This window comes from Stenotrophomonas sp. Pemsol, assembly GCF_003586545.1.
Lineage (GTDB): Bacteria > Pseudomonadota > Gammaproteobacteria > Xanthomonadales > Xanthomonadaceae > Stenotrophomonas > Stenotrophomonas sepilia.
The window spans coordinates 2545596-2563047 of sequence record NZ_CP025780.1 but is presented as its reverse complement, the minus strand read 5'-3'; the positions used below and the strand labels follow the sequence as shown (position 1 = coordinate 2563047).

The 17452-nt window shown below is 68.1% G+C and carries 13 protein-coding genes; 6 read left to right on the top strand and 7 right to left on the bottom strand.

Annotated elements, in window-relative coordinates:
* Positions 1-19: 19 nt before the first annotated feature.
* The 3 genes from PEM_RS11910 to PEM_RS11900 form a co-directional block, all read right to left on the bottom strand.
* The gene (locus tag PEM_RS11910) at positions 20-2815 is read right to left on the bottom strand and encodes a TonB-dependent receptor (RefSeq protein WP_005418098.1); all 2796 of its coding nucleotides are present in this window, start codon (positions 2813-2815) and stop codon (positions 20-22) included.
* A 189-nt stretch (positions 2816-3004) separates the two neighbouring features.
* Entirely contained in the window at positions 3005-3655 is a 651-nt protein-coding gene (locus PEM_RS11905) for an energy transducer TonB (RefSeq protein ID WP_111126987.1), read from the bottom strand.
* Between the two features lie 215 nt (positions 3656-3870).
* On the bottom strand, positions 3871-4608 hold the full coding sequence (locus PEM_RS11900) for an SIMPL domain-containing protein (RefSeq protein ID WP_111126989.1): 738 nt from the start codon (positions 4606-4608) through the stop codon (positions 3871-3873).
* A gap of 130 nt (positions 4609-4738) precedes the next feature.
* On the opposite strand from PEM_RS11900, the gene PEM_RS11895 reads away from it, so the two are divergent.
* From PEM_RS11895 to tldD, 4 genes are read left to right on the top strand one after another with little or no spacing between them, the layout of a single operon-like run.
* Positions 4739-5347, top strand: coding sequence for a Maf family nucleotide pyrophosphatase (locus PEM_RS11895; protein WP_065179231.1), 609 nt, complete (start codon positions 4739-4741; stop codon positions 5345-5347).
* On the top strand, positions 5340-6827 hold the full coding sequence (gene rng / locus PEM_RS11890; RefSeq protein ID WP_005418079.1) for a ribonuclease G: 1488 nt from the start codon (positions 5340-5342) through the stop codon (positions 6825-6827). Before PEM_RS11895 ends, rng begins: the two co-directional genes overlap by 8 nt.
* Positions 6828-6857: 30 nt before the next feature.
* Complete coding sequence (locus PEM_RS11885; protein WP_111126991.1) at positions 6858-10715, top strand: YhdP family protein; 3858 nt, start codon at positions 6858-6860, stop codon at positions 10713-10715.
* Positions 10716-10773: 58 nt separating this feature from the next.
* The gene (tldD, locus tag PEM_RS11880) at positions 10774-12219 is read left to right on the top strand and encodes a metalloprotease TldD (protein WP_005418077.1); all 1446 of its coding nucleotides are present in this window, start codon (positions 10774-10776) and stop codon (positions 12217-12219) included.
* A gap of 41 nt (positions 12220-12260) precedes the next feature.
* On the opposite strand, the gene yjgA is transcribed toward tldD, so the two are convergent.
* Positions 12261-12848, bottom strand: coding sequence for a ribosome biogenesis factor YjgA (gene yjgA / locus PEM_RS11875; protein ID WP_111126993.1), 588 nt, complete (start codon positions 12846-12848; stop codon positions 12261-12263).
* Positions 12849-12916: 68 nt separating this feature from the next.
* Here yjgA and pmbA point away from each other — a divergent pair, with 68 nt between their 5' ends.
* Together pmbA and PEM_RS11865 are read left to right on the top strand one after the other, a co-directional pair.
* Positions 12917-14284 carry a metalloprotease PmbA gene (pmbA, locus tag PEM_RS11870; protein ID WP_111126995.1) on the top strand — a complete coding sequence of 456 codons (1368 nt, stop codon included), beginning with the start codon at positions 12917-12919 and terminating at the stop codon, positions 14282-14284.
* An 87-nt stretch (positions 14285-14371) separates the two neighbouring features.
* Positions 14372-14743, top strand: a complete 372-nt coding sequence (locus PEM_RS11865; protein ID WP_065179227.1) for a DUF4870 domain-containing protein — start codon at positions 14372-14374, stop codon at positions 14741-14743.
* Between the two features lie 75 nt (positions 14744-14818).
* Here the strand turns inward: PEM_RS11865 and PEM_RS11860 are convergent, their stop codons facing one another.
* The 3 genes from PEM_RS11860 to tilS are packed head-to-tail and all read right to left on the bottom strand — an operon-like array spanning position 14819 to position 17270.
* Positions 14819-15697 carry a farnesyl diphosphate synthase gene (locus tag PEM_RS11860; RefSeq protein WP_119706106.1) on the bottom strand — a complete coding sequence of 293 codons (879 nt, stop codon included), beginning with the start codon at positions 15695-15697 and terminating at the stop codon, positions 14819-14821.
* Positions 15687-15947 (bottom strand): exodeoxyribonuclease VII small subunit, encoded by a 261-nt coding sequence (locus tag PEM_RS11855; RefSeq protein ID WP_111126999.1) that lies wholly within the window; start codon positions 15945-15947, stop codon positions 15687-15689. The genes PEM_RS11860 and PEM_RS11855 overlap by 11 nt, the downstream gene beginning before the upstream one ends.
* 36 nt (positions 15948-15983) lie before the next feature.
* Positions 15984-17270 (bottom strand): tRNA lysidine(34) synthetase TilS, encoded by a 1287-nt coding sequence (gene tilS / locus PEM_RS11850; RefSeq protein WP_162911593.1) that lies wholly within the window; start codon positions 17268-17270, stop codon positions 15984-15986.
* Positions 17271-17452 lie beyond the last annotated feature (182 nt).

The following is a 17452-nucleotide window of genomic DNA, read 5'->3' as shown; positions in this document are numbered from 1 at the left end:
AGGTGACGCTGCTGCAGGATTACTTGAACGTGTACTTGGCGCCCACGGTGAAGTAACGGCCCAGTGCGCCGGAGAAGTGCATCGGGTTGTAGTTCACGCCGCCGTAGGTGGTCGGATCGAGCGGTGCGATGCGGTCGAATACGTTGGCCACCGAGGCATTGAGCTCGAAGGCGTCGGTGATGTTCCAGCGGCCGGACAGGTCGAAGGTGGTGAACGAAGAGATCTTCGTCACCGGCGTGCCATCCTCGTAGAACGCCTGGTAGTCGCCGCCACGCTTGTCGGTGTTGTCCATCTTGCTGATGTAGTTGGCAACACCGCTCACGCTCCACGCACCCTGCTTCCAGGTGGTGCCGAAGTTGATCTTGTCCTTCGGCGTACCGATGCAGTTGGTCACGTCGCAGTTGCCGTGCGTGCCGGCATAGTCGACGGTCTCATCGCCTTCGGTGCGCTCGAACTTCAGGATGTGGCTCCACTGCAGGTCCAGTTCGAGCTGGCCCGGGCCGATATCGAAGGTCTGGCGGATATCGGTGTCGATACCGCGGACTCGCGACGAACTGGCGTTCACGTAGCCGGTGTTGACGGCCAGGATGCTGCCCGAGTTGGGCACGCCACCGATGTTGTTGGAGTCACGCAGCACGTTGCCGGCCAGAATGGCAGCTGCGGTGTTGCCCTGCACGATCTCGTTGGTGCGCTTGATCTGCCAGGCATCGACGGTCATCGAGGTGGTCGAGGTCGGCTGCAGCACCAGGCCCACCGAGTAGCTCTTGGACTCTTCCGGCTTCAGGTCCTTGTTCGGGCGGGTGATGATCGCGATCGAGCGCGGTGTGCACTCGTCGGCATCGATGGCGCAACGCACCGGATCACGTGCGTTGGAGAAAGCGGCCAGACCACCGTCACCGTTCTCGGCCGGGTTCGGCGCACGGAAGCCTTCGGCGTAGCTGGCGCGCAGTGCGATCCAGTCGGCCGGGGTCCACTTCACGCCCAGCTTTGGCGTGGCCTTGCCTTCACCGCTTTCGTACTTGTCGTAACGCACGGCGCCGGACAGTTCCAGCTGTTCCAGCACTGGTGCCGACAGTTCGACGTAGCCGGCGTACACGTTCTGGGTGCCGTCGTAGGCCGAATAGCCCAGGCCGATGATGTCACCCTGGTCGGTGTAGGTCTGCGGGGTCAGGCTGTTGCTGGTCTTGCGCCACTCGGTACCGATCGCCAGGCCCAGCGGCCCCCCCTTGAGGTCGGCCAGGCTGCGCGACACGGTGAAGTCGAACATGTCCAGGCTCGACTTGGCACGCGCGCTGATGGTCGGCGAGATGTAGTCGTACAGTGCCTGCGAGTTCAGGTTGGCGTTGTCGCCGATGCGCCAGGTACCACCGGCGCAGTTCGGGTTGCCCAGCGCGCACAGCACCGAGCTGTAACGCAGGAAGCCGGTGCGCTTGTTGACCAGATCGGTGCCCGAATGCAGGTAGGCGGTGTCATAGCTCCAGTCGCCCCAGTTGCCCTTGACGCCGACCAGGAAGCGGTTGAACTCGTTGGTATTGTTGGTCACGCGCGGGCCGACGTCCCACGCGCTGTAGCGCAGGCGCGCCGCATACGGCAGCGGGTTGTCCGGATGGCCGGCATAGAGCATCGTCGCGCCGTCACCGCTGCTGGCGTTCTTCGGGCCGCCGGGGAAGCCCCAGCCGCCGGAAACACCCGACGGGGTATTGCTGAAGATGGTTTCCTTCTTCGAGTAGCCGATCTCGGTGTAGACCTCGCCGCCTTCACCGAAGGCGAAGCTCGCACGGCCGAATACGTTGATGTACTTCTCTTCGGGGGTCAGGTCACGGAACTGCTGGGCCGGATCCCACAGGCAGCCCTGGGCCGCCGAAGAGGCCTCGGTCTGGCCCGGAATGGAGCTCAGGTTGGCGCAGCCCGGCAGGGCGACCAGATGCGGCGACGGCGCATCATTGTTGAACACCGAGCCGTTCGGGCCAACGCCGCCGTTGGTACGGCCGCTGAGGTAGGCGCCGCCGAGGAACTGTGCGTCGGTAGCGTCATAGCCCCACTGGCGCGTGTCGCCGGTACCGATCCACTTGCGGTTCTTGCGGTCGCTGATCTTGATCGCGTCGGACTTGCCGACATCCAGGCTGAAGAATGCGTTCCAGCCATCCTTGGACAGGTCGCCGGTACCGGCGGTCAGGGTGGCCTTCTTGGTATCGCCGTCGCTGTCACCGGACAGGCCGTAGGACGCACGCAGGATCGCACCTTCGAAGTCGCTGCGCAGAATGATGTTCACCACGCCGGCGATGGCATCGGAGCCGTAGATCGCCGATGCGCCGTCCTTGAGCACTTCCACGCGCTCGACGGCATCGAGCGGAATGGTGCTGAGGTCGGTGAACACCTTCTGGCCGTCGTCGGCCAGGCCGTAGGTCGCCATGCGGCGGCCATTCAACAGCACCAGCGTCGAGCCCGCACCGAGGCCGCGCAGCGAGATGCCGGCGCCGCCACCGGCGAAGCCGTTGCCGAAGGTCTTGGGAATGGAGCCGGCGCCATCGGCGGTGATCGTCTGCAGGTACTCGGCCAGCGTGGCCTTGCCACTGCGGTCGATCTCCTGGCGGCTCACCACCTGCACCGGGGACGGCGTCTCGGTGTTGGTGCGGGGGATGTTGGAGCCGGTGACCGTGATGCGGTCGAGGTTGGTGGCTTTTTCCTGCGCGAAGGCGGAGGAGGAAGCGACGGCGCCGGCCAGCAGCAGGGCGCCGCCGGTGAGGATGTGGGTGATGGACGATGCCAGGGTGGTGCGGCGGCGGCTGGCGGGCCGTTGGATCGGGTGTTTCACAGCTTCTCTCCTAACTGGAAAACCGTAGCGTTGAGGGCTGTCGCCGGATCGATACCGGGACGCGCCAATCTAGGTTTCCAGCAGGTGACGAAGTCGTGAATTTTTGCTTAATCAGTAACGCTTGCCCCTGGCATGTCCGCATTTGCCGGGCAGTGGCCGGCCCGGCGCAAGGCCGGGCCGGTGGGACGCTCAGTCCGGCAGCGAGAACTGCACCGGCACCATGCCGATGGCCGGAACCGCCACGCCGTCACGCTGGGCAGGCTCGAAGCGCCAGTGCTTGAGCACCTGCTGGCGGGCGGCCTGGTCCAGGTTGCGCGAGCCGCTGCTGCGCTCGACGCTGACCGCGACCGGCTGGCCACGGGTGTCCACTTCCACCCGCAACAGCACCGTGCCCTGTTCGTGGTTGCGCAGGGACTGGATCGGATAGGTCGGCGGCGGAGCGCTGCGGTACTGCAGCTGGGCGCCGGCCAACGCGGTGGAAGTGTCGATGCTGGGCGCCAGCTGCGGCGGAGCCGGTTCGGCGGCCGGCAATGCGATGCCCTGGGTCTCTTCCACGGTCGCGGTGGGTGCGGGCAGTGGCGGTACCACCGGCTGCGTCCGGGGCTTCGGTACCACCTGGACGATCTCTTTTGGCGGGACTGGAGCCGGCGGCGTCGGCGGTGGCGGGATCTTCTCGATCAGCCGCACCGGAGTCTTTTCACGCGGGGCCTGCACGGCCTGGTAGGTCGCAGGGATGAGCAGCAACAGGAAGGCCAGCAGGTGCAGGGCGATCGCTGCACTCCAGGCGGCGACGCGGGCGGGGTCGAAGTGCGGGGATGCAACGGGATAGGTACGAACCATGATCCACCTCCATGCCAGTGACGAAGTCCTCAACGCACCAGGGTCCGTGGCGGGGTTGCCGCACGCGGCTGGCAGTTCATCAGTAGCGCGGCATGGCGGCCACTGCCTAGAGGCAGGGGCATGCGCGTTGGGCTGGCCTTCAGCCAACGCCGCCGGAATACACGAAAAAGGCGGGCCCCTGCGGGACCCGCCTGTGTCGGCCGTGCCGGGCGCGATCAGCGGCCCAGTTCGAACACCACCTCCAGGTTGACCGAGACGGTCGATTCACCCGGTGCGACCGGGGTGGCCTTGTCCATCGCCGCGCCGGCGGCCATGGTGCGCATCATCGGCATCGGGCGGAAACCGCCGTTGCTGTTCTCGGAAATGCTGACGATGCGGCGCACCTGCAGGCCCAGCGACCTGGCATAGGTCTGGGCGCGGGCCTGGGCCTTCTTCAGGGCGGCCAGGCGGGCTTCGTCATAGACCGGTTCGGGCTGGTCGATCTCAAACTGCGGACCGTTGATCTGGTTGGCCCCCTGCGCGGCCAGCGCGTCGAGCACCTTGCCGAGCTTGGCGATGTCGCGGACCTTCAGGCTGACCGTGTTGCTGGCCTGGTAGCCGGTGATCTTCGGTGCCTCATTGTCGGCATAGCGGTACTGCGGGTTGAGGCTGACGCCGCTGGTCTGCACGTCGCGCTCGGCGATGCCGGCGGCCTTGATCGCGGCCAGCACCTTGTCCATCTGCTGGGCGTTCTGGCGCATGGCGCTGTTGCCGTCGGCTGCCTGGGTGACCACACCGGCCGACAGGGTGGCAACGTCCGGCACGCGGGTGGCCTCGGCATTGGCCGAGATGTTCAGCAGGGTGCCTTCGGCCGCGGCGGCGATCGACGGCGACGACGGAGCGGCATGAGCAGTCATCGAGGTTCCAAGGGCGAGGGACAGGGCAAGCAGCAGCGGGGTGGCGGTCAGGCGCATGGGATCTCCTTGTTGTGCCGGTGAGGGTGGTGTCGTAGCGATGAACGCGCTGTGAGCCTGATCGGGGTTGTACGCGTTCCGTAACGGGTTGCCGACGATTCAGGTGGCGGCCTCAGGTTATGCTGTGCCGATGCTCTATCTTGCTTCCCGCTCCCCCCGACGCAACCAGCTGCTGGCCCGACTCGGACGCCCCTTCCAGGCCCTTGACCTGGAGGTCGTCGAGCAGCGCGCGGCCACTGAAAGCGCCGAACAGTATGTATGCCGGGTCGCCGCCGACAAGGCGCGCGCCGGGCTGGCCCGGGTGCTGGCCGACGACCCGCAGGCGCGGGTGCTTGGTTCGGATACCGAGGTCGTGCTGGATGGCGAGGTCTTCGGCAAGCCGGTCGATGCCGCTGACGCGCGGGCGATGCTGGCGCGGCTGGCCGGGCGCACCCACCAGGTGATGACCGCCGTGGTGGTGGTCGGTGCGGGCGGCCTGGACAGCGAGCTGGTCATTTCCGAAGTGACCTTCGCCCCGATCGACGCCGCCGACATCGCCGCCTATGTCGCCACCGGCGAGCCGCTGGACAAGGCCGGTGCCTACGCCATCCAGGGCGGGGCCGAACGCTGGATCGAACATCTTTCCGGCAGCTACTCCGGCGTGATGGGGCTGCCGCTGCTGCATACCGATCGTCTGCTGGCGCGCTGTGGCGTGCCGGTCCCCACTGCCGATGCCGCCAGGGAGGCTGCCGATGTCTGAGGAAATCCTGGTCAATGTGACCCCGCGCGAGACCCGGGTCGCGGTGATCGAAAACGGCATGCTGCAGGAACTGCACATCGAGCGCGGTTGGCGCCGTGGCGTGGTCGGCAACATCTACAAGGGCAAGGTGCAGCGGGTCATGCCCGGCATGCAGGCCGCCTTCGTCGAAGTCGGCCTGGAGCGCGCCGCGTTCCTGCACGCCAACGACGTGGTGCGCCCGGCACCGGTGGCCAGCGCCGACACCGAGAACACCACCCTGCCGCCGCCGGCCAGCGTGCCGATCGTCGAGCTGCTGCGTGACGGCCAGGACATCGTGGTGCAGGTGGTGAAGGACCCGATCGGCACCAAGGGCGCCCGCCTGACCACGCAGATCAGCATTCCCTCGCGCTACATGGTGCTGCTGCCGCAGTCCAAGGTAGTGGGCGTGTCGGCGCGCATCGAGGACGAAACCGAGCGCGCCCGCCTGAAGGCGCTGGTGACCGAACTGTCGGCGCAGCATGGTGGCTACGGTTACATCGTGCGGACCAACGCCGAAGGGCAGCCGGCCGAGGCCATCGCCGAGGACATCGCCTACCTGTCGCGCGTGTGGAACGTGGTCGAGCGCCGCGGCCGCGAAGCGCCGTCGTGCAGCATCATCTATGAAGACCTGAGCCTGCCGCTGCGGTCCGTGCGCGACCTGATCCGCAAGGACGTGGACAAGGTGAAGGTGGACTCGAAGGAGACGTTCGGCCAGTTGCAGGCTTTCGTCGCCAAGTACATGCCGGTGCTGGCCGAAAAGCTGGAGCTGTATTCCGGCGACCGCCCGATCTTCGACATGTTCGGCGTGGAAGACGAGATCGGCCGCGCGCTGGACAAGCAGGTGCCGCTCAAGTCCGGTGGCTACCTGGTGATCGACCAGACCGAGGCGATGACCACCATCGACGTCAATACCGGCTCGTTCCTCGGCCAGCGCAACCTGGAAGAGACGGTGTTCCGCACCAACCTGGAAGCGGCGCAGGCAGTGGCGCGTCAGCTGCGGCTGCGCAACCTGGGCGGCATCATCATCATCGACTTCATCGATATGGATGATGCAGAGCATCGCCGTCAGGTGCTGCGCACGCTGGAAAAGGCGCTGGCCCGCGACCATGCCAAGACCACGGTGTACGACTTCTCGCCGCTGGGCCTGGTGGAAATGACCCGCAAGCGCACGGTGGAAAGCCTGGAGCGCCAGCTGTCGGAGACCTGCCCGCAGTGCAGTGGCCGCGGCAGCATCAAGACCACCGAGACGGTGACCTACGAGATCTTCCGCGAGATCACCCGTGCCGTGCGCCAGTTCGATGCCGCGCGCCTGCTGGTGATCGCATCGACCAAGGTGGTCGCGCGCATCACCGATGAGGAATCCTCGGCGGTGGCCGAGCTGGAAGAGTTCCTCGGCAAGAGCATCCGCTTCCAGGCGGACGAGCAGTACCTGCAGGAGCAATTCGATGTCGTTCTGCTCTGATCCTCGCCGGCTGCAGGCCGGCGGTGGCCGATGAGCGCGCCGCCGCGCCTGCGACTGCGAAGGATCCGCCGTCATTTCATTGCCGCCTGTGCGGTGGGCCTGGTCGGGCTTGCACTGCTGGTGGGTACCTTCAGCCAGCTGCTGCCGCTGGCCGAGCGTCATCCCGACAGGATCGCCGCCTGGCTGAGTGAGCGGGCCGGCCAGCCAGTGCGTTTCGAGCAGCTGCAGACGACCTGGACCCGTCGTGGCCCGCTGCTGCAGCTGAAGGGCCTGCGCATCGGTGCCGGGCAGGGCCTGGCGATCGGCGAGGCCGAGGTGCTGGTATCGATGTACAGCGGGCTGCTGCCCGGGCGCTCGCTGACCGAATTGCGCCTGCGTGGCCTGGCCCTGGACCTGCAGCAGGGCGAAGACGGACGCTGGTCGGTGCGCGGGTTGCCGCAATCCGACAACGGGGGGGATCCGCTGGATGCGTTGCGCCGGCTCGGCGAGCTGCAGGTGATCGGCGGCCGCCTGGGCATGCACGCGCCGGGGATCGGCATCGACACCACGCTGCCGCGCATCGACCTGCGCATGCGGGTCAATGGTGATCGCCTGCGCGTGGGTGTACGCGCCTGGGCCGATGCACAAGCGCTGCCGTTGACCGCGGTACTGGACGTGGACCGTGCGCGTGGCAACGGCCAGGCCTGGCTCGGCGCCGACCCGGTCGATTTCCATGCCTGGTCGCCCTTGCTGGCGGCCGGCGGCGTGCGCCTGCGCGAGGGCAAGGGCGAGCTGAACCTGTGGCTGACCCTGCGTGATTTCGCGCCGGTCGCGCTGATCACCGATTCGGACCTGCGGGACGTGCGCGTCGACGGTGCACCGATGCCCGGCGTGGCAGCGCCGCAGCTGCAGCTGCAGCGGCTGCAGGCCCGCCTGCGCTGGCAGCGCCAGGCCGATGGCTGGGCGTTGCAGGTGCCGCGCCTGCGCCTGAAGACCGGAGATGGCGAACAGCAGCTCGATGGCCTGCAGCTGCAGATCGGCAAGCAGCTGCGGGTGAACGCCGGTGCGGTGCAGGCCGGCACCGCGCTGCGAGGGCTGGCCCTGAGCAATCTCCTTGAACCGGGTCTGCGGCGCTGGCTGTTCCTGTCCAGGCCGCAGCTGGACGTGCGCGCGTTGCAGCTGTCGGGCGAACACGATGGCCCCCTGTGGGCGCAGGGTGAACTGCAGTCGCTGGGTTTCGCCAGCGTGGGCAACTCGCCCGGCCTGCGCGGCCTGGGCGGGCGCTTTGAAGGCGACGCCGATGGCTTCAGCCTGCAGCTGCAGCCGCAACGGCAGCTGCAGTTCGATTGGCCGACCGGCTTTGGCGTGCGGCATGACCTGCATCTGGCCGGACAGGTCGTGGGGTGGCGCGACGAGGGCGGCGGTTGGCGGATCGGAACGCCGGCGATGCGCGTGGAAGGCACCGACTACGCGGCCGACGTGCGCGGCGGCGTCTGGTTCCAGGGCGACGGTACGCGGCCGTGGCTGCAGCTGGCCGCGAAGCTGGACGACGTGCCGATGACGGCGGCCAAGCGCTTCTGGATCCACTCCAAGATGAGCAAGGGCGCCACCGACTGGCTGGACATGGCACTGGCCGGCGGCCAGGTGCGTGGTGGTGTCGGCCTGGTCACCGGTGACCTGGACGACTGGCCGTTCGACAACAATGATGGCCGCTTCGAGGCCACCGGCCACATCACCAATGGCGACATCCGCTTCCAGCACGACTGGCCGCTGATGAGCCAGGTCGACGCCGACATCGCCTTCATCGGCCCTGGCTTCGACATGCGTGGACGGGGTGATCTTGCCGGCGTGGCGGTACAGAAATTCGAAGCGGGCATTCCGGACTTCGGCCATCAGCCGCTGTACGTGCGCGCCGACGCGCCGAGCGAGGCCGGCAAGCTGCTGGCGATGCTGCGCCAGAGCCCGTTGCACAAGGATTACGGCGATACGCTGGACAACCTGGTCGCCAGTGGTCCGGCGCATGTGACTTTCGATCTGCTGCAGCCGCTGCATCAGGACGAGGGCGAGGGCCACCTGCAGGGCACGGTCGATCTGGCCGGCGTGAAGCTGGTCGACAAGCGCTTCCAGCTGGCCTTTGACAACATGCACGGGCAGGCGCGCTACAGCAATGGCGGTTTCGGTGCCGAGGACCTGGCGGTGCGCCACCTCGGCCAGGAAGGACGGCTGAGCCTGCGTGCCGGCGGTTACGTGCACGACAGCACGCGCGCCTTCGAATCGCAGCTGACGGCCCGCCTTGATGCCGGCGTGCTGATCGACCGCGCACCGGAAATGACCTGGCTCAAGCCCTACATCACCGGCACTTCTGCGTGGACCATCGCGGTCAACCTGCCCAAGGTGGCCCCGGGCGCGCCCGCGCCGCCGAGTGAACTGCGGTTGAGTTCGGACCTGGTCGGCACCCGGCTGGACCTGCCGGCACCGCTGGACAAGCCGGCCGCCGAGCCGCTGGCGACCACGGTGGCCGCGCAGCTGCCGATGGGCGCCGGCCGCATCGATGTGGCCTTCGGCCAGCGCCTGGCCCTGGCCGCACGCAGCCACAACAACCAGACCGGCGTGCAGGTCACGCTGGGCAGTGATCATGTTGATCGTGAGCCGCCGCCGAGCGGGCTGACGGTCAATGGCCGCAGCGCGACGCTGGACGCGCTGGAGTGGATCGGCCTGGCGCGGGGTGGCGGGGACGACGATGCGATGCCGCTGCGAGCGGTGGACGTGCAGGTTGGCCAGTTGAAGCTGATCGGCGGCGTGTTCGAGCAGACCCGGCTGCAGCTGCACCCGGGCTCACAGGCACTGGATGTGCGGCTGGACGGCCCGTCGCTGGCCGGACGCCTGACTGTCCCCAATGCGGACGGTGGCACGATCAGTGGCCAGCTTGACCGCGTGCACTGGCAGTCACTGCCGGCGGCACCGGGCGCGCCGGTTGCACCGGCGCGGGTACAGGCCGGTGCCAACGACATGGACCCGGCCAAGCTGCCGCCGTTCGCGCTGGACATTGCCGACCTGAAGTTCGGCAAGGTGGTGCTGGGCCAGGCGGTGCTGCGCACGCGACCGTTGGCCAATGGCCTGAACGTGGATGCGCTGCGTTTCCGTGCGCCGGACCAGGAGATCGACATCAGCGGTCGCTGGCTGGGCCGGACCGGTGGTGCCCGTACCGAGTTGACCGCACAGGTGCGCAGCGAGGATCTGGGTGGGTTGATGCAGAATCTTGATTACGGCGGCCAGTTGCGCGGCGGTTCCGGCCAGGCGCAGTTGCAGGCCTCGTGGAGCGGAGGCCCGTCGGACTTCCAGCTGGGCAACCTGCAGGGCAGCCTCGACTTGCACGCGCGCAATGGCCAGCTGCTGGAGCTGGAGCCAGGCGCCGGCCGCGTGCTGGGCCTGCTCAGCGTCGCGCAGCTGCCGCGGCGCCTGATGTTCGACTTCCGCGACTTTTTCTCCAAGGGCTTCGCGTTCAACCAGATCGACGGCAGCATGCAGTTCGGCCAGGGCATGGCGCGCACCGACAAGGTGCTGATCGAAGGCCCGGCGGCCAACATCACCATCCGTGGCCAGGCCGACCTGCGCAACCAGCGGTTCGACCAGACCATCGACGTCAACCCGCGCGCGGGCAACCTGCTGACCGTGGTCGGTGCGGTGGCCGGCGGCCCGGTGGGGGCCGCGCTGGGCGCGGCCACCAATGCGGTATTGTCCAAGCCGCTGGGCGAGATTGGCGCCCGAACCTACAAGGTGACCGGTCCATGGAAGGAGCCGAAGGTGGAAGTGATCGAGCGCAGCCGCGACAAGTCCCCATCACCGCCCGAGCCGGCGTCTGCACCGGCCATTCCGCCGACCGTCACCGACCTGCCGCGCTCGCGCTGAGCGCGGTTCCCTGTTCACGGGGCTTGCCTGAGCGCCCCCGCACCCCCAGATCGAAACCATGACTGATATCGCCCTGACGCTTGCCCAAGACCGCCTGCTTCGCCCCGGCGGCCTGGATACCGCTGGCCTGGAGCGCACCTTCGGCCAGTTGCTCGGCCCCGGTGTCGACTTCGGCGACCTTTATTTCCAGCACGCCCGCCGCGAGAGCTGGAGCGTGGAAGACGGCATCGTCAAGGACGGTGCCCATTCCATCGAGCAGGGGGTGGGCGTACGTGCGATTTCCGGCGAGAAGACCGGATTTGCGTACTCCGATGACATCCATGCCGACGCGCTGCTGGCGGCGGCGCAGTCGGCGCGCGCGATCTCGCGTGAGGGCGGTGCGCAGTCCGGGCGATCGCTGCTGCGCGGCAATGCGCGCGCACTGTACCCGGCGCTGGACCCGATCGATGGTATCGGCAACGAAGCCAAGGTCGAGGTGCTCAAGCGCCTGGATGGTTACCTGCGTGCCGCCGACCCGCGCGTGAGGCAGGTGATGGTGAGCCTGTCCGGCGGCGTCGATACGGTGCTGATCGCCCGCAGCGACGGTGTGCTGGCGGCCGATGTGCGTCCGCTGGTACGCCTGAATGTGCAGGTGATCGTCGAGCACAACGGCCGTCGCGAGTCCGGCTATGCCGGTGGCGGTGGCCGTTATGGCTACGAAGACCTGTTTGCCAGCGGCCGCCCCGAAGCCCTCGCCCAGGAAGCGCTGCGCCAGGCGCTGGTGAACCTGGAAGCAGTGCCGGCGCCGGCCGGCATGATGCCGGTGGTGCTCGGCCCGGGTTGGCCGGGCGTGCTGCTGCACGAAGCGGTCGGCCACGGCCTGGAAGGCGACTTCAACCGCAAGGGCACCAGCGTCTACGCCGGCCGCATCGGCGAGCGTGTGGCGGCACCGGGGGTGACCATCGTCGACGACGGCACCCTCGACGGCCGCCGCGGTTCGTTGAACATCGACGATGAAGGCCACCCCAGCCAGTGCACCACGCTGATCGAGGACGGCATCCTGGTCGGCTACATGCAGGACAGCCTCAATGCGCGGCTGATGGGCATGGCCCCGACCGGCAACGGGCGCCGTGAATCGTTCGCGCACCTGACCATGCCACGCATGACCAACACCTACATGCGCGCCGGCGAGCACGATCCGCAGGAGATGATCCGTTCGGTGAAGAAGGGCCTGTACGCGGTCAACTTCGGCGGTGGCCAGGTCGACATCACCAGTGGCAAGTACGTGTTCTCGGCCACCGAGGCCTACCTGATCGAGGACGGCCGCATCACCACGCCGGTGAAGGGCGCGACCCTGATCGGCAACGGCCCGGAAACCATGCAGAAGGTGCGCATGGTCGGCAATGACCTGGCCCTGGACGAGGGCGTGGGCATCTGCGGCAAGGACGGGCAGAGCGTGCCCGTGGGTGTCGGCCAGCCCTCGCTGTTGATCGAGGGCATCACCGTCGGCGGTACCCAGGCCTGAGCGTGGCGATGGCCACAGCAACCGCCCGGGCCGACGCGGACTCAGTCCTCGTCGGCTTCGCCGGTCCCGATGTGGTCGGTGTCTTCGGCGCCGGCCTTCAGGCCCAGCGCCGCCGGCAGCATCAGCGCGCGCAGCACCTGGAAGATCTCGCGGTAGGCGCGCGGCGGCTTGTTCTTCGCCTTTTCGGCCTGCGCGTTGCGTACCAGGGTGCGCAGCTGCTGGCGGTCCGCCTGCGGATAGTCATCGAGCAGGGCGGCCAGCGCCTTGTCACCGTCGGCCAGCAGGCGGTCGCGCCAGTCTTCCACGCGGTGCATCATCGCCACTTCGCGGCGGCCGGTTTCGCTGTTGGCGTCCAGCGCATCGCGGATCGCATCCAGCGTGGCCTCTTCTTCGCGGCGCATGTGCTTGGCCAGGAACGCCAGTTGGCGCTTGTGGGCGATGTGGGCGGTGATGCGCTTGCACTCGGCGATGTGCGGCAGCAGGTCTTCCGGAATCGGCAGGCGCGCCAGCTGGGCCGGGGTCAGCGACACCAGCTTCTCACCCAGGGCCAGCACGTCGAGTGCATCGCGCCGGTTCTGGCTGCGGCTCTTGTCGTGGAATTCACCGGTTTCTTCGTCGCGTCCGCGCATCGTCCCTACCTGATTTCAAAAAAAGTCGCCCGGCGTGATGCCGGGCCCAACCCGTACAGGATAAAGCATTGAACGTGATCGCCCCTGAAGTGGCCGTCGGCGACGACAGCCTGGCCCGGCTGGAACGGCTGGCCGACCTCTCCCAGCAGCTGCTCGACCGCGCCCGCGCGCTGGGCGCCAGCCAGGCCGAGGTCAGCTGCAGCGAGGAGCGGGGCCTGGAGGTCAATGTCCGCCTCGGCGAGGTCGAGACTGTGCAGTCCACCCGTGACCGTGGCATCGCCGTGACCGTCTATTTCGGGCAGCGCAAGGGCAGTGCCAGCACTGGCGACCTGAACGAGGCCAGCCTGGCCGCTACGGTCGAGCAGGCCTGCGCGATTGCCCGGCATACCGAGGATGACCCGGCCGCCGGCCTGGCCGAGGCCGCGCTGATGGCCACCGAGTTCCCGGACCTGGATGGCTGGCACCCGTGGGCGCTGCAGGCCGATGAGGCGGTGGACCTGGCCCTGGCCTGCGAGGCCGCTGGCCGCGAGGCCGATGCGCAGATCCGCAATTCCGATGGCGCTTCCGTATCGAGCATGCAGAGCCTGTCGGTGTACGCCAATTCGCATGGCTTCTTCGGTCGTGAGCGAGGCACCCACCATTCGGTCGGCTGCGCGCTGATCGCCGGGCAGGGCGACGGCATGCAGCGCGATGGCTGGTATACCAGCGCGCTGGCGCAGGGGGACCTGGAAGACGTGGGTCTGGTCGGCCGCCGCGCCGCCGAACGCACCGTGGCCCGCCTGCAGCCGCGTTCGTTGGCCACTGGCAGCATGCCGGTGCTGTTCGCCCCGGAAGTGGCGCGCAGCCTGGTCGGCCACCTGCTGTCGGCAGTGTCCGGCGGCGCGTTGTACCGCCAGGCCAGTTTCCTGCTGGACAGCGTCGGCCAGCGCCTGTTCCCGGAATGGATGCAGATTGACGAACTGCCGCACCTGCGCCGCGGCCTGCGCTCGGCCGCCTTCGACGGCGACGGCGTGGCCACCCGTGCTTCGGCGCTGGTCCGTGACGGCGTGCTGCAGCGCTATGTGCTGGGCAGCTATTCGGCGCGCAAGCTGGGCCTGCAGACCACCGCCAATGCTGGCGGTGTGCACAACCTGCAGCTGGCGGCCAATGCCGGCTCGCTCGAAGAGATCGCCCGACAGATGGGTGACGGCCTGCTGGTGACCGAGCTGATGGGGCAGGGTGTGAACGGGGTGACCGGCGACTATTCGCGCGGCGCCGGCGGCTTCCGTGTCGAGAACGGCGAGATCCAGTACCCGGTGGACGGCGTCACCATCGCCGGCAACCTGCGCGAGATGTTCAGCAGCATCGAGGCGGTCGGCAGCGACGTCGACCCGCGCTCGCACATCCGGACCGGCTCGATCCTGCTGGGGCGGATGACCATTGCCGGTAATGATTGATGGCGTCGATGGCGTAAGCTATGCCCGCCTGACGCAACCAGCTTGGTGCTGGTGGGTCAAGACCACCCAATGAAAAGGAGTTTTGTCGTGAGTGAATTCGATAACGTCCCACCGCCGCCGGCAACCACCAATGCCCCGGCCGACCAGCGCACCATGGCGCTGGCCGCGCACCTGCTGGGCATCTTCACCTGGTTCATCGGCCCGCTGATCATCTGGCTGATCAACAAGGATGACGCCAGCAAGTCCTTCGTGACAGACCAGGCCAAGGAAGCGCTGAACTTCCAGATCACCATCACCATCGCGATGCTGATCTGCATCGTGCTGACCATCGTGATCATCGGCGGCATCCTGGCGCCGATCGTCGGCATCCTGAACCTGGTGTTCTGCATCATCGCCGCCGTGAAGGCCAACAACGGCGAAGCCTACCGCTACCCGTTCGCGCTGCGCCTGATCAAGTAATTCCGGCCGCACGCGCAAACAGGAACGCCCGGCATTGCCGGGCGTTCCTGTTTGGCGGCAGCATCACGCCAGCGATCAGTGATCGCGTTCCACCGCCAGCGTGGCCAGCGCGCGCAGCGCGTCGGCCTCTTCGCCATGGCCGGCCAACGTAGCCTGCATGCGTGCGGCCAGTTCGCGCAGCTGCGCCTTCGCACCGTCCATGCCGAGCAGCGCGGGGAAGGTGCTCTTGTCCTGCGCCTGGTCCTTGCCGGCGGTCTTGCCCAGCTGTTCGGAACTGGCTTCGACATCGAGGATGTCATCGCGGACCTGGAAGGCCAGGCCGAGCGCGTCGGCGAAGCCGTCCAGCTGGGCCAGCTGTGGTTCGTGGGCCTGGCCGCACAGCGCCCCCATGCGCACCGCTGCGCGGATCAGCGCGCCGGTTTTCAGCGCATGCATGCGGGTCAGTGCCGCCAGCGTCTGCTGCTGGCCGGTGGCATCGATGTCCAGCGCCTGGCCGCCGCACATGCCGGAGGCACCGGAGGCGTGGGCCAGGGTCTGCAGGCAGGCCACGCGCAGCGTGGCCGGCAGCGGCGCATCGGCCAGCAGGCCGAAGGCACGGGTCTGCAGGGCGTCGCCGGCCAGGATCGCGGTGGCTTCGTCGAAGGCGATGTGGGTGGTCGGCTTGCCGCGGCGCAGCGCGTCGTCGTCCATGGCCGGCAGGTCGTCGTGCACCAGCGAATAGGCGTGGATGAGCTCGACGGCCATCGCCGCTGCGTCAAGGCGTTCAGGCTGCGCGCCAAACAGATGACCACTGGCGTACACAAGCAGCGGTCGCATGCGTTTGCCACCGCCCAGCACCGAATAGCGCATGGCCTGGTGCAGGCGCTGCGGTGCTTCGGCGGGCGAGGGCAGGGCGGCGTCGAGCTGGCTTTCGATACGGTCGCGCCAGCGCGCGAACAGAACCTCAGCCGTCATGGCTGGGCGGATCGAAAGGCTCGGATGCTTCCGGCTGCGCCGGATCGCTGAGCAGGCGCACGCGCAGTTCGGCCCGTTCCAGCGCCTGCTGGCACTGGCGGTACAGACCGACGCCGCGTTCGTAAGCACTGAGCGAGGCTTCCAGGCTCAGCTCGCCGGTTTCCATCTGCTCCACCAGCTGTTCCAGCGATTCGAGCGACTGCTCGAACTGGGCGACCGGGGAGGCGTTTTCGGGGGACTTCTTGGCCATGCGGCAAGTGTGGACGGGCTGCGCGCGGGGGTCAATTCACCAGCCGCCGGGACGCCACTGCAGCTGAGCATTCTGGGCCTGCAACCAGGCTTGCAGAGGGGCCGCAATGACCACGTCGCCGGCAGCGAGCAACTGTGGCCCATCGAAGATCAGCGGCAGCTGGGCGCGCCGCCAGGGGGCCAGGTGCTCGCGTTGCAGGCAGTCCTTCAGTGCATGCGAATGCGGGCGACCGGGCAGCACGATGCGCTCGCCGCCCACGCGCGCACGGACCTGAAGCGGGCGTTCGAAGGCCACGGCGCCCTGCAGGCGCAGTTGGCCACCATCGGGCAGCGGCAGGGGGGCACGCCCATCCCATTCGGCCTGCCATCCGCGGGGCAGCGATGGCAGCTGCGCGGGCAGCAGATAGGCGTGCTCGCGCCATTGCTGGATGGCATGCTCGTGCCAGCGCAGCCGCGCCTGGCGATCGTTGCTGGCCGGCAGCAGTTCGTGCAGACCCTGCTGCAGTACCGTGGCCGGCAGTGGGGCGGCACCGTGGCCGATCACCCAGGCGCGCAGCACGCGCGCGGCACGCCCCGGTGACACCTGGCGCAGCAGCTGCAGCGAAAGCACGCGTGGTGCCACTTCCAGGTGCGCGATCAGCTCGGCGTCTTCCTCGTCCAGCAGAGCACGGGTCTGCCCGCAGTGCATTGCGCTGCCCGCCAATGCCGCAGCCGCATGCGGCCAGCGCTGGCGCAGCAACGGCAGCACCTGCAGGCGCAGGAAGTTGCGATCGGCGTGGTCGTGGCCATTGCTGGGGTCTTCGATCCAACGCAGCGCGTGCTGCCGCGCGTAGTCGAGCAGTGCGCTGCGTGGCACCGCCAGCAGCGGCCGCCATAGAGGCTGTTCGCCAAGGCGGCTGTGTGCGGACATCGCGGCAAGGCCATCGACGCCGGATCCGCGCAGGGCACGAAGCAGGAAGGTCTCGGCCTGATCGTCCTGGTGCTGCGCCAGTGCCAGCGTTTCGCCGTCGCGCAGTTCGGCGGCGAACGCTGCACGTCGTGCCTGCCGCGCCGCGCCTTCAAGACCGAGGCCCGCGCGCTTGTCGACCTGCACGTGATGCACGGCCAGTTCAATGCCCAGTGCCGCGCATTGCTGCTGGCAATGCAGCACCCAGGCGTCCGCATCGGCCTGCAGGCCATGGTGTACGTGCACCGCACGCAGCGCCGTGCCGGAGGCCTGTGCGCAGCGCCACAGCCAGTGCAGCAGCACGGTCGAGTCGACACCGCCGCTGTAACCCACCAGCAGCGGCGCATCCAGCGGAACGAGGGCAGGGAAGGCAGTCACGGCGGCAAGTATAGGGTGGGGTTTGCTTGGCAGGGCTGCGCCCTGCACCCGCTACGAGCCAGAGCAACAGCAACAGCAACAGCTGGTCTGCTGAGGGATGGCGGGGTGGGTCCGGTTGCGGGGGACGCTGCAAGTACGTCCATGTAGCTCGGTCGCCGCATCCATGCGGCTCACGCCCCCGC

Excerpts from the sequence above, each read along its gene's own strand:
- PEM_RS11905 (WP_111126987.1), bottom strand. The coding sequence starts at position 3,655 with ATGGTTCGTACCTATCCCGTTGCATCCCCGCACTTCGACCCCGCCCGC.
- PEM_RS11900 (WP_111126989.1), bottom strand. The coding sequence starts at position 4,608 with ATGCGCCTGACCGCCACCCCGCTGCTGCTTGCCCTGTCCCTCGCCCTT.
- PEM_RS11895 (WP_065179231.1), top strand. The coding sequence starts at position 4,739 with ATGCTCTATCTTGCTTCCCGCTCCCCCCGACGCAACCAGCTGCTGGCC.
- rng (WP_005418079.1), top strand. The coding sequence starts at position 5,340 with ATGTCTGAGGAAATCCTGGTCAATGTGACCCCGCGCGAGACCCGGGTC.
- PEM_RS11885 (WP_111126991.1), top strand. The coding sequence starts at position 6,858 with ATGAGCGCGCCGCCGCGCCTGCGACTGCGAAGGATCCGCCGTCATTTC.
- tldD (WP_005418077.1), top strand. The coding sequence starts at position 10,774 with ATGACTGATATCGCCCTGACGCTTGCCCAAGACCGCCTGCTTCGCCCC.
- yjgA (WP_111126993.1), bottom strand. The coding sequence starts at position 12,848 with ATGCGCGGACGCGACGAAGAAACCGGTGAATTCCACGACAAGAGCCGC.
- PEM_RS11860 (WP_119706106.1), bottom strand. The coding sequence starts at position 15,697 with ATGACGGCTGAGGTTCTGTTCGCGCGCTGGCGCGACCGTATCGAAAGC.
- PEM_RS11855 (WP_111126999.1), bottom strand. The coding sequence starts at position 15,947 with ATGGCCAAGAAGTCCCCCGAAAACGCCTCCCCGGTCGCCCAGTTCGAG.